Below are 14,123 nucleotides of genomic sequence, written 5' to 3'. Positions count from 1 at the left end.
CGACCGGGGCAGCCGCGTGGTGGTGCTGGGGCTCAACGGCGCGGGCAAGACGACGCTGCTGCGCCTGCTGGCGGGCGTCGAACAGCCGACGGCGGGCGGGTTGGTGCCCGGGCACGGCCTGAAGGTCGGCTACTTCGCCCAGGAGCACGACACGCTGGACGACAACGCCACCGTGTGGGAGAACATCCGCCACGCCGCGCCGGACGCGGGCGAGCAGGATCTGCGCGGACTGCTCGGCGCGTTCATGTTCTCCGGACCGCAGCTCGACCAGCCCGCAGGCACCCTGTCCGGCGGTGAGAAGACCCGGCTGGCGCTGGCCGGACTGGTCTCCTCGGCGGCGAACGTGCTGCTGCTCGACGAGCCGACGAACAACCTCGACCCGGTGTCGCGAGAGCAGGTGCTCGACGCCCTGCGCACCTACGCGGGCGCCGTGGTGCTGGTGACCCACGACCCGGGCGCAGCGGAGGCGTTGTCTCCGGAACGCGTGATCCTGCTTCCGGACGGGACAGAAGACCATTGGTCGGCCGAATACCTGGAACTTATTCAGCTCGCGTGAGTTTCATCACAGGAACCCGTTGATCACGGCCAGCTGAGTGCTTAGCCTGGAAAGACGCTGCTCGGCGACTCGGAGGAAGCCATGAGCGACAGGCCACAGAGTAAGGCCCCATTGGGCAAGGGCACACGCGTCACCGGGAAGTCACGCGATCGCCTACAAACCCAGCTGAAGAAACAATATGAGGCGGGTGCGAGCATCCGCTCCCTGGCGCGGTCCACCGGCCGCTCCTACGGTTTCATCCACAACGTGCTGGTGGAGTCGCATGTGCAGCTCCGCAGCCGAGGTGGAGCCAATCGCCGCAAGGTCCAATAGACGCTGTGACGGCGCGATGAGTTCGCGCCGCGAGGGCCGTCGACACAGTAGGGACAGGTTGTCGACGGAAGGAACCTCGCGGTGCGGAACGTGCTGTTGCAGATCATGGTGACACTGGACGGCTACGCGGCCGGCCCGGACGGAGCGCTCGACTGGATCGAAGTCGACGACCCCGAACTGGATGCCTACCTCGCCGAGCTGCTCGGCGGCGTCGACGCCCAGATCTTCGGGCGCACCTCCTACGAGCTGCTCGCGGGGTATTGGCCGCACGCGCAAGCAGATCCGGCGACGCCCGGGGACGCGATGCTCGCGCCGCTGGTCAACGCGCTGCCGAAGTTCGTGCTGTCGCACCGTCCGGATCTGGAGCTGCCGTGGCAGCCCGCCCGCCGGATCGGCGCGGACCTGCCCGCCGAAATCGCGGAGCTGAAGAACGCCCCCGGCAGGCCGGTGGTGGTGTTCGCCGGTCTGCGCACCGCGCAGGAGTTCTTGCGCCTGGATGCGGTGGATGAGCTTCGGCTGCTGGTGTTTCCGGTGCTGCTCGGCGCGGGCCTGCCGCTGTTCGGCGGCGTCGAGCCGCGACGGCTGCGCCTGGTCGACAGTGTGGCGTTCCGGAGCTCGGGTGTGCTGTTGCAGATATATCGCCGGGCTCAGTAGCCCGCCACCGTGCCGTCGCCGTCCACCAGCAGATTGGCCAGGCTGCGGAAGATCGGCAGTCCGGTCTTGATCTCCAGGTAGGCGAACTGACCCTGCGGGTTGACCTCGAGAAAGTAGTACTCGCCGTCGCGTCCGAGCCGGATGTCGAGCACACCGAAGGACAGTCCGAGCGCGCCCATCAGGGTGGCCAGCGACTTGCTCACCGCGGCGGGCAGGTGGTCGGGCGTGAAATCGACCGAGGTGTCCAGACGCGAGTCGACCTTGCCCACGCCGGCCTGGGAGTCGATGCGCACGGTCCATTCGACGCCGTCCACCCACACCACGCGCAGATCGCAGGTGGCGTCGACGTAGTCCTGGAAGGTGGTCGGCGCCGAACGGATCGCGGCCAGCCTGGCGAAATCGTCCCTGGCGATGATCCTCGTCTCGGCGAACTCCGCCCGGCTGGTGCCGGTGCGCTTGTAAACGACCGGGCCCGGCCGGGATTCGACGAAGCTGCGCGCCTCGTCCGGGTCGTTGGTGATCAACGTCTCCGGCACCGCGAAACCGGCCCGCAGTGCCGTCTCGAGCTGCACGATCTTGCGTCCCGCGGTGCGGTCGGCCCCCGGGTCGTTGACCCAGTACGCGGGGATGGACCAGAGCAGGCCCTGGATGAATCCGTCGCACTCGGCCTGGCGAAAATCGTTGTCCGACGCGCGGACACCCGCGGGCACCCGCGCCGGGTGCGGGCGCCGCCACCACACCGATCGGACGTCGTCGAGGCCGATCAGGTGTGACAGCGAGCGGGCGGTGCCGTGCCGGTCCAACCGGAAGCTGCCGGACTCTCGGGGAAAATCACGCAGGTCGAGCTGGATCGGACCGATCCCGTGGTGTTCTCGCAACGTCGCCGCCATCGCGGTGGCGTGTAGATCATCGGATTCGGACACGATCAAGACCGAACTCCGCCGGCGTGCGGCCATCCGCCTGCCGCTCAGTCGAGACTGTCGCAGTTGATGCCGTCGTCGCTGCCGTCGATCGACCTGGTCTGGCAGTAGGTGTACGTCGCCCCGCCCGCGCCGGGACAATCGACGAGTTGCAGCCGGTCGGCCCACATTTCGGTGAGCAGGCGCAATTGGTCGTCGCCGAGCGCCGCCGACGGCGACTCCGGAATGGTCATCGGCCGATCGACCAGGTCGATGCGCAGCCTGCGGGTGAAGTCGGCGGTGGCGCCGGCGCGGATGTCCACGAGTACCGGACGGCCGTCCTGATCGGCCTGCGGCACTGCGGAATCGACCACTCGTAAGACATCGGACCGACAGAACGTCCACGTTCCCTCGGCGACGCGCACACTGATCTCGCGGTCCGATTCCGCGACCAGCAGTCCCTGGAGCGGAGGAACGCGGTCACCTGGCGGCGTCGTCCCGGGAAGGCGGATTGCGTCGGTCATAGCCTTTTCTCCGATCTGCTCACGATTTGCCACGACCCCCAAGCGTGTGAGCGATCATATCGCGACAAGGGTCGCCGCCGGATCGGATCGCGATATTTCCCGGCCTGCGGCAAACCGAATTCCGATCGATAAGCGCCGAGTACCGAAAGATTTCCGGTAGCCTGGAAAGGTCCACAACGCAATCGTCGAGCTAATCCGACCGGCCGCGGGCCGGCGTCCATAGCCCGATATTGGCGGCTGTGCATCTGTACTTTCGCGTCCGCGAGCGTCGCGGACCGGAGACCGGATGCGGCGCTTCGGTGTGCGACATCGCATTTCCCCGGTCCGTATGCGGGGTGCGTCGTGATCTCCTCCCTCCGATCCGGTTGCGCTGACAGAGGTCCGAGAGCCGCGCGTTCAGTCCCGGTGCGCGTTGCGCTCCGCCCACCACGCCGGGGCATCGACGAAGTGGTTGTCGAACTCGTCCTGCGCGGCGGCGAGATCGGCCATCGTGGATTCGCCCGCGGCGATCCGCTCCAATAACCGGAAGTACTCGAATCGCTGCACGCCGGGGGTGAGCGCGATCAAGATGCGCGCCGTGCTGTCCGGCGCGGCGCCGAAGGCGTGCGGCATGAACTTCGGCACCACGATCGAACCGCCCGCGCCGACGGTGACGATCCGGTCCCCGGCCAGCAGTTGCAATTCGCCTTCCGCGACATAGAACAGCTCGTCCGAACGCGTGTGATAGTGCGGCGCCGCGCCGTCCGCGCCGCGATCCATGGCGACCTCGAGCGTGCTGACCCCGCCGCCTGCCTCGTCGGCGTCGATCAGTAGGCGCAGGGTGACCGATGTCGTGCGCAAGACTTCCGCGTCCTGCGGCTGCCGGATCGCGACGTCCTTGCGGGGCGCGGAAGGGGGCATGGAGATCTCCTTTAGTTCGTCAATTAATAATTCGGTACCGAACTATATCCTGACGAATAGAATCCTGTCCATGATCGAGCGAAAAGCGGACGCCGTCGACGCGATCGTGGCGCAGTGGGAGCGCGAACGGCCGGACCTCGACTTGGAGGCGATGGGAGTGGTCGGCCGCCTGAGCCGGCTGCTGCTGGTGACGCAGCGCGAGATCGAGGCGGTGTTCGGCAGGCACGGCCTGCAGCGCGGCGAGTTCGATGTCCTTGCCGCACTGCGTCGTTCGGGTGAGCCGTTCGAACTGAACCCCTCGGTACTCGCCGACACGCTCATGCTCTCCCGGGCGGGCATGACCGGGCGGCTGGACCGGCTGGAGTCGGCGGGACTGGTGCGGCGGGTCGCTGACGCGCAGGACCGCAGGGCGGTTCGAGTCGCCCTCACCGAGGCGGGACGGGAACTGGTCGACACCGTGGTGACCGCGCACACCGCGAACGAGACCAGGATGCTGTCCGTGCTCACCGCAGGAGAGCGGCGGGAACTGGACCGGATTGCGCGAATTCTGCTGAGCAGTCTGGAACCGGGCGCCCAGTAGGTTTGCTCACCCGGGTCGCAATCCACCGAATCCCGTTCTACAAGGCGAAACTCGAGGCGATCTGAGATTGCTCGACACTCGCGCTCGCCGGTCGCACGGGTTTACCGTGGAAGAGTGCCGAAAGTTTCGGTGCGATTGTGCAAGGAGGCCACGATGATCGACATCATCACTCTCCGCGGCACCGGTGAGCCGCGGAACTCCGACGGAACGCCCGAGGGCATGCTGCACGACGTCACGAAACTACTCGACACCGATGCGTTCAGTTACTTCGAACCGGATTGGCCTGCTTCGGTGGGTCCCGTGCCGGAGGTCTGGGGGCCTTCGCTGGAGACGTCGGTGCGGCTCGGCATCGCCGCCGGGGTGAAGGCGATCCAGGACTCGCCGAATGTCTGCGGGCTGCTCAGCTATTCGCTCGGCGGTATCTGCGCCAGCCGGATTCTGGAGGGCGTCCAGTCGGGGAAGTACAAGAACACCGACGGCACGCCGCTGGAGATCGCGTTCGTGGTGAACATCGCCAACCCGTTGCGCCGTGCCGGGCAGTCGGTCGGGAACCTCTGCCCGCTGGGTACTTTCGGCCTGCACGGACAGCGTGGAGCATGGCCCGCTTCGGTCGCGGTCCGCGAGTACGCCAACCCCGGCGACATCATCACCGCCTCGCCCGGCAATTCGCCGCTGCGCATCATCGGGGTCGGCATCTCCCCGTTCTCCTTCGTCGAGGGCGCCCGCATCGGCGACGTCGCGCCGTTGATCTTCGCCGAACTGCTCGAAATCCTGCTGCGCGATCCGATCGGCAATCTCGACCGCTACACCAAAGCGGTCCGCGGCGTCGTCGGCTACCTCACCCCTTGGCCTTACGGCCAGCACGTGCTCTACAACCACCAGCACATGCCGGGGACGAACGTCCCGTGGACGACCCACGCCGCCGAATACATCAACACGACGTACTGAGCTCTCGTCGCGGGTACTGGCACCCCGCTGCTGCGGGGTGCGGCCCTCAGTGCCTGCGGCGAACCGAGGCCTCCACCAGATCCAGCACGGCGGAGAGGTTCTCGTTGGTGTGCCCGGAGGCGATCCGCGCGATCAGTCCGTCGAGGACGAGGTCGAGGTAGCCGAGCAGAACGTCGGTGGGCACGTCGTCGCGCAGCGCGCCCGCGGCCTTGCGGCGTTCCAGGCGGGCCAGGGTGGCCGCGGTGAGCTCGGCCGAACGCTGGGTCCAGCCGGCGCGGAATTCGGGATCGGTGCGCAGCCGCCGCGCGATCTCCAAACGCGTTCCGAGCCAGTTGAACTGCTCCGGATGGGCGAGCATGTCGCGCATGACCTGCACGATGCCCTGGTTGGCCGCGACGTCGGCCATGCGTTCGGCGTCTTCTTGGGCGAGGGCGAGGAACAACGCGTCCTTGTCGCGGAAGTGGTGGAAGATCGCGCCCCGGGACAGTCCGATCTCCTCTTCGAGGCGGCGCACGGTGGCGCCGTCGTAGCCGTATTCGGCGAAGCAGCGGCGTGCGCCGTCCAGGATCTGGCTGCGCCGGGCGGCGAGGTGATCATCACTGACCTTGGGCACGGAATCCTCCAGTGGGGAAACACGGACCCCCGCATCGACGGTCCACCGATGCGGGGGTTCTCACAGTACGAGCGAGGCGAACAGTGATCTTGGCGACCATGCCTGCGGTGCCGAGAGCACTGACAACCCGGTGCTCGTGGACCCGCCGCTTGCGCTGACACAACTCCGCGGGGAGCGAGTCTTACGAGCGACGTTCGCGCCCGTCTCGTGTTCGCGTGCCCGAAGCGCATGCGCCGCAGGCGCGAGTCTCGGGCGCGCGAACACGAGACTTCAGGGGCGCGAACACGCGCCGCCGAAGGCGGCGCAATCAAGCACCGATCATGTTGCGCAGCACGTACTGCAGGATGCCGCCGTTGCGGTAGTAGTCCGCCTCGCCGGGGGTGTCGATCCGGACGACCGCGTCGAAGGTGATCTTGTCCCCGTTCTCCTTGGTCGCGGTGACCTTCAGCGTCTTAGGGGTGACACCCTCGTTCAGCTGGGTGATGCCCTCGATGTCGAAGGTCTCGGTGCCGTCCAGCTTCAGCGACGCGGCCGACTCGCCCGCCGGGAACTGCAGCGGGATGACGCCCATGCCGATGAGGTTGGAGCGGTGGATGCGCTCGAACGACTCGGTGATCACGGCCCGCACGCCCAGCAGGCTGGTGCCCTTGGCGGCCCAGTCACGCGAGGAGCCCGACCCGTATTCCTTGCCGCCGAGCACGACCAGCGGGATGCCCGCGGCCTGGTAGTTCTGCGACGCGTCGTAGATGAACGCCTGCGGGCCGCCGTCCTGGGTGAAGTCGCGGGTGTAGCCACCCGAGACGTCGTCGAGCAGCTGGTTGCGCAGCCGGATGTTGGCGAAGGTGCCGCGGATCATCACCTCGTGGTTGCCGCGGCGCGAGCCGTAGGAGTTGTAGTCCTTGCGCTCGACGCCGTTGGCCTCCAGGTACTGGGCGGCCGGGGTGCCGGGCTTGATGTTGCCCGCCGGGGAGATGTGGTCGGTGGTGACCGAGTCGCCGAGCAGCGCGAGCACCCGGGCGCCCTTGATGTCGGTGACCGGCTCCGGAGTCTGCGGCATGCCCTCGAAGTACGGAGGCTTGCGCACATAGGTGGACTGCGGATCCCACTCGAAGGTCTTGCCCTCCGGCGTGGGCAGGCCGCGCCAGCGCTCGTCGCCCCGGAAGACGTCCTTGTAGTCCTCGAGGAACATGTCGCGGCTGATGACCCGGTCGATGGTCTCCTGGATCTCCTGCGGCGAGGGCCAGATGTCCTTCAGGAAGACGTCGTTGCCCTCGGTGTCCTTGCCCAGCGGGTCGTTCTCGAAGTCGAAGTCCATGGTTCCCGCGAGCGCGTAGGCGATGACCAGCGGCGGGGAGGCCAGGTAGTTCATCTTCACGTCGGGGGAGATGCGGCCTTCGAAGTTGCGGTTGCCCGACAGCACCGCGGTGACGGTGAGGTCGTTGTCGTTGACCGCCTTCGAGATCTCCTCCGGCAGCGGGCCGGTGTTGCCGATGCAGGTGGCGCAACCGAACGCGACCAGGTTGAAGCCCAGCTTGTCCAGGTACGGCCACAGGCCGGCCTTCTCGTAGTAGCCGTTGACGACCTGCGAACCCGGCGCCATGGAGGTCTTCACCCACGGCTTGCGGGCCAGGCCCTTCTCCACGGCGTTGCGGGCCAGCAGGGCCGCGCCGAGCATGACCGACGGGTTGGAGGTGTTGGTGCAGGAGGTGATCGAGGCGACCACGACCGCGCCGTGGTCGAGCACGAAGTCGCCGTACTCCTCGCTGCGCACCGTCACCGGCTTGGACGGGCGGCCCTCGGCGCCGTTGGCGGCCGAGACCAGCGACTCGGCGCCGTCGTCGGCGAAGGACAGCACGGCCGGGTCGCTCGCCGGGAAGGACTCCTCCACGGCCTCGTCCAGCTTGCTGTGCGGGGTGTCGGCGGCGGGGCCGCTCTCCGCGTCGCTGGTGTAGTTGTGGATGTCCTTGCGGAAGGCGATCTTCGACTCCGACAGCAGGATCCGGTCCTGCGGCCGCTTCGGGCCCGCGATGGACGGCACGACGGTGCTCAGGTCCAGTTCGAGGTACTCGGAGTAGGCGGGCTCGGTGTCGGGATCGTGCCAGAGGCCCTGTTCCTTGGCGTACGCCTCGACCAGCGCGACCTGCTCGTCGGAGCGACCGGTCAGGCGCAGGTAGTCGACGGTCACGTCATCGATGGGGAAGATCGCGGCGGTGGAGCCGAACTCGGGGCTCATGTTGCCCAGGGTGGCGCGGTTGGCCAGCGGCACCTCGGCCACGCCCTTGCCGTAGAACTCGACGAACTTGCCGACCACGCCGTGCTTGCGCAGCATGTCGGTGACGGTCAGCACCACGTCGGTCGCGGTCACGCCCGGCTGGATCTCGCCGGTCAGCTTGAAGCCGACCACGCGCGGGATCAGCATCGAGACGGGCTGGCCGAGCATGGCCGCCTCGGCCTCGATGCCGCCGACGCCCCAGCCGAGCACGCCGAGGCCGTTGACCATGGTGGTGTGCGAGTCGGTGCCGACGCAGGTGTCGGGGTAGGCCTGGCCGTCGCGGACCATGACGACGCGGGCCAGGTGCTCGATGTTGACCTGGTGCACGATGCCGGTGCTGGGCGGGACGACCTTGAAGTCGTCGAACGCGGTCTGACCCCAGCGCAGGAACTGGTAGCGCTCACCGTTGCGCTGGTATTCGATGTCGACGTTGCGCTCGAAGGCGTCCGCCCGGCCGAAGACGTCGATGATGACGGAGTGGTCGATGACCATCTCGGCGGGGGCGAGGGGGTTCACCTTGTCCGGGTCGCCGCCCAGGGTGGCCACGGCCTCGCGCATGGTGGCCAGGTCCACGATGCACGGCACGCCGGTGAAGTCCTGCATGATCACGCGGGCGGGCGTGAACTGGATCTCGGTGTTCGGCTGCGCCGACGGATCCCACTTCGCGATGGCGCGAATATGATCGGCGGTGATGTTGGCGCCGTCCTCGGTGCGGAGCAGGTTCTCCGCGAGGACCTTGAGTGCGTAGGGGAGTTTCTCGGTGCCGGGCACGGCGGAGAGGCGGAAGATCTCATAGGAGTTGCTTCCCACCTCGAGGGTGCCCTTGGCGCCGAAAGTATCGATACTTGTCGTCACGTCAGCTCCACTCGTCTGTGCGGGCGGTCGCCGGCGGGGCTGTGCCGGCGACCGAGTCTTCGGAGGTGCTCCGGCGTCGCTCGAGCGCCGGTTCCTCGCGGCTACGACCTTAACAGTACGCTTGTCCTGTGAAGCAAGGGGGGCGTCGGCGTGGTGAGAAGAACTGCTGCTCGGTCAGATCGCGTATTGTTCCTTCCGGCCCGTCGGTGCGCCCAGTCAGCACGTCGCTCACCATGAAGGCTGGTGAATGCCCGTCGCCCGCAGTGCGGCTCGACAGACCGGATGAAAGATGACCATATTGTACGAAGCAGTGTTCAGCCCCATGGCTGCGGGCATCCCGCCGAATGTCGATCTTCGCAGCATCCTGTCCGATCTGGCGGACAACGACGTAAGCGCGCCCGAGCGCGATCAATCCGGTTTGGCCTCTGTGGCACGAGAGGCGCGTGAGCATGGCGTGCCACTTAGCATCGTAGTCGTTCCAGTCCGACCCGCTGAGCAAGCCAATCTGCGTGATCTGGCAACCGCTGTCGGTGAAGTGCGGCACGGTACCGTCGTAGTACTCAATGGTGACTGGGCTGGTACGTACAGTGATTCTATTTCACGATATCGACTCGAGCGGGCCGAAGATGCCGCCAAGGCCCCTCATGCCACTACCGCGCAGGCGGCGCAGGATTTTGTGAACGATTTGAAAACGGAGTCTGCAATTTCGTGGACCACGATTACTTGTATCATTTTGGCAGTAGTTGTCCTCGCGGTGGCCGGACTGCACATGGTCAAGGTTCGCAGGTCTGTGGAATCCGCGCCCTGAATCTCGACTAATGAGCAGTCAAGGCTGCCATTCGTCGAATGGCAGCCTTGACCGTGCATTTGTCAGGCTCGTCGGGCCGCTGGTCCGCTTAGCGTCCCGGCTGACGCGGGCCGATGTCGAAGTACCACTGGCCGCTTCCCGCCGGGTCCTCGTAGCATTCGCTGGTGTTGGCATACTGGCCGACGCGGTCACCCTGGCAGAATGACTTTCCGCTGTGCCCGTCCCGGTCCGTGTAAGGTCCGCTTCGGTTGCTGGCGGATGCGGTGCCGTGAAGTCCTGCGATCAGGGCTATGGATATTGACGCTACACCAACTATTTTCTTGATCATTTACTTTCTTTCCGGTACTGGCCGGAGGTATCGAAATGCCTCGTGCGCCGTGAGTTGTCGTCGGTGCACAATGATTTATCGCCACCGGAGGGTAAGCACCGCATCCCACCCCAGGGCTGTGCTCACATGCAGTGTGTATGGGGTGGGCGAGTCCGTCCTCGGCGACGCATATTCTTTCGAATGAAGATCCCCCTTGATTCGTATGATCGTGGTCCAGTTGACCATGAAATGTGTTCGCGTGCAACCCTGTTCGAGCCGTGGTCGAGTTCTCGCGGTCGCCGGACTGTGGGAACTTCGGTGTACCGCGGCGTCCTTGTGAGCGGCGGCAGCGGAAACGAGTCGCCACATTACTTACGCCAGCTCGGGCCAAGCGCAGCTTTCCCGACGTGATCGGCTGCAGCCCCTCGATCTCCAAGCCTCCGTGTCCAGGTCGATCCTCCACCGCTCGATGACCGCTTTCGCACGCATGCGAGTCCGTCCCCCTTCGCTGGATGCGAAGACTGTCGCTGGCGGATATGGGGGACAACCAGGGCTGCTGGTTCCTGTTGAGCTAGTTTTCCGAACGGTTGGTCTGTTATGCCACACCGTACCCTTCGGCGCAGATAGCAAACTTCTAGCAATTGGTGAACGCGAACCGCATAGTTGCGTGAATGTTGTTTCGTCGGTGACGTAAGTGTCTTACGGTTCGAATGGTGCCTGATGGGGAATATGTGTTTCCAGAGGCCATCTGTCGACCACAGTGCGTCATGGTTCGCCTGATGCCCGCGAGGATTACCGGAATCCGGCCCTTGGAGGTGTGATGCGCAACACCGGCGCGCTGGCATACCGCCGCCGACTATTGGTCGCTGTGGGATTGCTGATCTCGGTCGCTGTAGTGGTCACGACCGGGCCGGTCGCCGCCGTGCCGCCTGCTCCGCCGAATCCCAGCGACGGCCAGATCGCCCAGGCGGGCGCGCAGGTCGACGCCGGTGTGGCCGAGGTCGGCACCCTGATCAACCAGGTCGCCGTGGTCGACCACCAGCTCGGGCAGCTCGACGGCGTGGTCGCGCAGCGCCGGGAAGATGTCAACAAGGCGCTGGTCGACCTGCAGAGCGCGCGCGAGGCCGCCGACGCGGCCGCTGCCGTGGTGGTCGACACCCAGCTCGCGCTGGCCGACGCCGCGGTCGAGGTCGGTCAGGCTCGGCGCAACTTCGACCAGTTCGCCACCCAGGTCTATACCCGCCCCGGTTCCGATTCGATGGTCACCTATCTGGCGGCGGCGGCCACCCCGGCGGTCGCGCTGGACCGGGCCCAGCTGCTCGACCTGGTCTCCAAGAACCGCCAGCAGGTGCTCGACGGCCTGCGGCGGGCGCAGATCGACCAGGGCAACAAGAACTCCAGCGCCCGCAAGGCGAAGGCGGACGCGGACGTGGCCGCCGTCGCGGCGGCGGCACGCAAGACCGACGCCGAGAACGCGGTCGCCGCGGCCAAGGCGGAACTCGACCGGCAAGCCGCACAGCGCGACCACTTGCTGCGCCTGCGCCAGGACGCGCAGGGGCGGCTGGACCACGCGCGGCGAAACGTGGCGGGTCTGCAGGACCAGCGCGACGCGTACCTGGCCTGGGATGCGCTGCGCAGAGCGGAGGAGGCCGCGGTCCGCGCCGCCGCCGCGGCCGCGGCCGCCCGTGCGGCCGCCGACCGCGCCGCCCAGGATCGCGCTGCCGAACTGGGCGCGGGCAAGCGCCCGCACACCCAGTTGGAGGACGCGCCGTCACCGCGCCGCGGTACGCCCCGGCCGAACTCGCCGTCGGCCGGGGGCTCGTCGGCGATCGAGACCGTGGTCGATCGCGCGATGTCGCAGCTGGGCGTCACCTACGCCTGGGGCGGCGGCGACGAGGACGGGCCGACGCTCGGCATCCGCGACGGCGGCGTCGCCGACCGCCACGGCGACTACGACAAGGTCGGCTTCGACTGCTCGGGCTTGATGGTCTACGCGTTCGCCGGCATCGGCGTCTCGCTGCCGCACTACAGCGGCTATCAGTACAACGCGGGCACCCGCGTGCCGGTCGGTGATCGCGAACGCGGCGACATGCTGTTCTGGGGGCCCAACGGCAGTCAGCACGTGGCCCTGTACCTCGGCGACGGGAAGATGGTGGAGGCGCCGGAATCCGGCGACGTGGTGAAGGTGTCCCCGGTCCGGGAGGGCGGCATCATGCCGTTCGCGGTGCGCATAGTCTCCTGATTCCGGACATTCCGGGTGTCGCGCCGGGCTGCGATCGCGCGGAATTCCCATTCTGTCGGGTCCGGTTGCGGCACAGGCGGTGATTACCTGGAATAGTTGGGGCAGCACGCACAGGACCAAGGCGAAAGCGGGGATGTTGGTGACTTCGACGGACGGTGTGAGCGGAGCGAACTCGGCGAAGGATGCGCCGGTCTCCACGCCCAGCACCCTCGAGCGTGACGTCCAGACCCTGGAGAAAGCGATCTACGAGGTCAAGCGGGTGATCGTGGGCCAGGACCGCCTGGTCGAACGACTGCTCGTCGGCGTTCTCGCACGCGGTCACGTCCTGCTCGAAGGCGTTCCCGGCATCGCGAAGACCCTCGCTGTGGAGACCTTCGCCAAGGTGGTCGGCGGCTCGTTCGCCCGCGTCCAGTTCACGCCCGACCTGGTGCCCACCGACCTCATCGGTACCCGCATCTACCGGCAGGGCCGCGAGCAGTTCGACACCGAGCTCGGCCCGGTCGTCGCGAACTTCGTGCTCGCCGACGAGATCAACCGCGCGCCCGCCAAGGTGCAGTCGGCGCTGCTCGAGGTGATGGCCGAGCGGCACGTGTCGATCGGCGGCAAGACCTACCCGATGCCCGACCCGTTCCTGGTCATGGCGACGCAGAACCCGATCGAGAGCGAGGGCGTGTACCCGCTGCCCGAGGCGCAGCGCGACCGGTTCCTGTTCAAGGTCGTCGTCGACTACCCCTCCGTGGAGGAGGAGCGCGAGATCATCTACCGGATGGGCGTCACCCCGCCGGAGGCCGGCCGGATCCTGGAGCCGGAGGACCTGATCCGCCTGCAGAAGGTCGCGGCCAACACCTTCGTGCACCATGCCCTGGTCGACTACGTGGTCCGGGTGATCGCGGCGACCCGCAAGCCGGCCGAATTCGGCATGCAGGACGTGGCCAGCTGGATCTCCTACGGCGCCTCGCCGCGCGCCAGCCTGGGCATCATCGCCGCGGCCCGCGCGGTCGCACTGATCCGCGGCCGCGATTACGTGGTGCCGCAGGACGTGGTGGAAGTGATCCCGGACGTGCTGCGTCACCGCCTGGTGCTGTCCTACGACGCGCTCGCCGACGAGATCAGCCCCGAAGACGTGATCAAGCGCGTGCTGCAGACGGTCGGCCTGCCGCAGGTCGCCCCGCAGGCGGTCGCGCCGGGCGCACCCGCCCCGGCGCAGGGCGCCCCGCAGCAGCAGATTCCGCAGCCGCCGCAGCAGCAGGTGGTGCCCCAGCCGCCCAACGGGCAGCAGTCCCAGCCCGCGGGCACCGTCCCGCCGAAGTGACCGCGGCATCGGATCCGGTTGCGCCAATGCCAATGCCGATGTCGTCGTCGCACGCACCGCCGTCCTTCCACGCAGGGGAGCTGACCGACCCCAGGCTCACGGTCGCGCTCAAGACCCTCGAACTCACCGTGCGCCGCAGGCTCGACGGCGTGCTGCACGGTGACCATCTCGGTCTCATCCCCGGGCCCGGCTCCGAGCCGGGCGAGGCGCGCGCCTACCAGCCCGGCGACGACGTCCGCCAGATGGATTGGTCGGTCACCGCCCGCACCACCCATCCGCACGTGCGGCAGATGATCGCCGACCGGGAGCTGGAGACCTGGATGGTGGTCGATCTGTCGGCC

General features: G+C 67.3%; 14 protein-coding genes. 9 read left to right on the top strand and 5 right to left on the bottom strand.

The features are described 5' to 3' along the window. From ON27_RS15930 to ON27_RS15920, 3 genes are all read left to right on the top strand, one after another. The coding region (locus ON27_RS15930) for an ATP-binding cassette domain-containing protein (RefSeq protein ID WP_157227209.1) at positions 1–556 on the top strand (556 nt) is incomplete at its 5' end. A gap of 81 nt (positions 557–637) precedes the next feature. Continuing rightward, positions 638–868: a helix-turn-helix domain-containing protein gene (locus tag ON27_RS44770; protein ID WP_043693584.1), complete on the top strand. Its 231-nt coding sequence runs from the start codon at positions 638–640 to the stop codon at positions 866–868. A gap of 81 nt (positions 869–949) precedes the next feature. Continuing rightward, positions 950–1,522 carry a dihydrofolate reductase family protein gene (locus ON27_RS15920; RefSeq protein WP_086007489.1) on the top strand — a complete coding sequence of 191 codons (573 nt, stop codon included), beginning with the start codon at positions 950–952 and terminating at the stop codon, positions 1,520–1,522. On the opposite strand, the gene ON27_RS15915 is transcribed toward ON27_RS15920, so the two are convergent. The 3 genes from ON27_RS15915 to ON27_RS15905 all read right to left on the bottom strand — a co-directional run bounded on the left by ON27_RS15915 (position 1,516) and on the right by ON27_RS15905 (position 3,845). Continuing rightward, entirely contained in the window at positions 1,516–2,445 is a 930-nt protein-coding gene (locus ON27_RS15915; RefSeq protein WP_245559969.1) for an MvdC/MvdD family ATP grasp protein, read from the bottom strand. The two genes, ON27_RS15920 and ON27_RS15915, sit on opposite strands and share 7 nt — an antisense overlap. Positions 2,446–2,489: 44 nt before the next feature. Continuing rightward, positions 2,490–2,945, bottom strand: coding sequence for a hypothetical protein (locus ON27_RS15910; RefSeq protein WP_043726969.1), 456 nt, complete (start codon positions 2,943–2,945; stop codon positions 2,490–2,492). Positions 2,946–3,341: 396 nt separating this feature from the next. Next, on the bottom strand, positions 3,342–3,845 hold the full coding sequence (locus tag ON27_RS15905) for a cupin domain-containing protein (RefSeq protein WP_043726966.1): 504 nt from the start codon (positions 3,843–3,845) through the stop codon (positions 3,342–3,344). Positions 3,846–3,915: 70 nt separating this feature from the next. Here ON27_RS15905 and ON27_RS15900 point away from each other — a divergent pair, with 70 nt between their 5' ends. Together ON27_RS15900 and ON27_RS15895 are read left to right on the top strand one after the other, a co-directional pair. Beyond that, entirely contained in the window at positions 3,916–4,425 is a 510-nt protein-coding gene (locus ON27_RS15900) for a MarR family winged helix-turn-helix transcriptional regulator (protein ID WP_174377847.1), read from the top strand. 153 nt (positions 4,426–4,578) lie between these two features. Further along, positions 4,579–5,373 (top strand): hypothetical protein, encoded by a 795-nt coding sequence (locus tag ON27_RS15895; protein ID WP_043726964.1) that lies wholly within the window; start codon positions 4,579–4,581, stop codon positions 5,371–5,373. A 46-nt stretch (positions 5,374–5,419) separates the two neighbouring features. On the opposite strand, the gene ON27_RS15890 is transcribed toward ON27_RS15895, so the two are convergent. After that, on the bottom strand, positions 5,420–5,986 hold the full coding sequence (locus tag ON27_RS15890) for a TetR/AcrR family transcriptional regulator (protein ID WP_043726962.1): 567 nt from the start codon (positions 5,984–5,986) through the stop codon (positions 5,420–5,422). 307 nt (positions 5,987–6,293) lie between these two features. Continuing rightward, positions 6,294–9,113, bottom strand: coding sequence for an aconitate hydratase (locus ON27_RS15885; protein ID WP_043726959.1), 2,820 nt, complete (start codon positions 9,111–9,113; stop codon positions 6,294–6,296). Positions 9,114–9,402: 289 nt separating this feature from the next. On the opposite strand from ON27_RS15885, the gene ON27_RS41280 reads away from it, so the two are divergent. The 4 genes from ON27_RS41280 to ON27_RS15870 all read left to right on the top strand — a co-directional run. Next, complete coding sequence (locus ON27_RS41280) at positions 9,403–9,921, top strand: Rv1476 family membrane protein (protein WP_083887608.1); 519 nt, start codon at positions 9,403–9,405, stop codon at positions 9,919–9,921. Between the two features lie 1,127 nt (positions 9,922–11,048). Further along, complete coding sequence (locus ON27_RS15880; protein WP_043726956.1) at positions 11,049–12,470, top strand: NlpC/P60 family protein; 1,422 nt, start codon at positions 11,049–11,051, stop codon at positions 12,468–12,470. A 133-nt stretch (positions 12,471–12,603) separates the two neighbouring features. After that, positions 12,604–13,782: an AAA family ATPase gene (locus tag ON27_RS15875; RefSeq protein WP_043726953.1), complete on the top strand. Its 1,179-nt coding sequence runs from the start codon at positions 12,604–12,606 to the stop codon at positions 13,780–13,782. A gap of 32 nt (positions 13,783–13,814) precedes the next feature. After that, positions 13,815–14,123: DUF58 domain-containing protein (locus ON27_RS15870; RefSeq protein ID WP_043726951.1), on the top strand; the 309-nt coding region annotated here is incomplete at its 3' end.

The organism is Nocardia asiatica NBRC 100129 (assembly GCF_000308415.1).
Taxonomy (GTDB): Bacteria; Actinomycetota; Actinomycetes; order Mycobacteriales; family Mycobacteriaceae; genus Nocardia; species Nocardia asiatica.
Note: the sequence above shows the minus strand (reverse complement) of the source record. Positions and strands in the feature narration are given on the sequence as shown.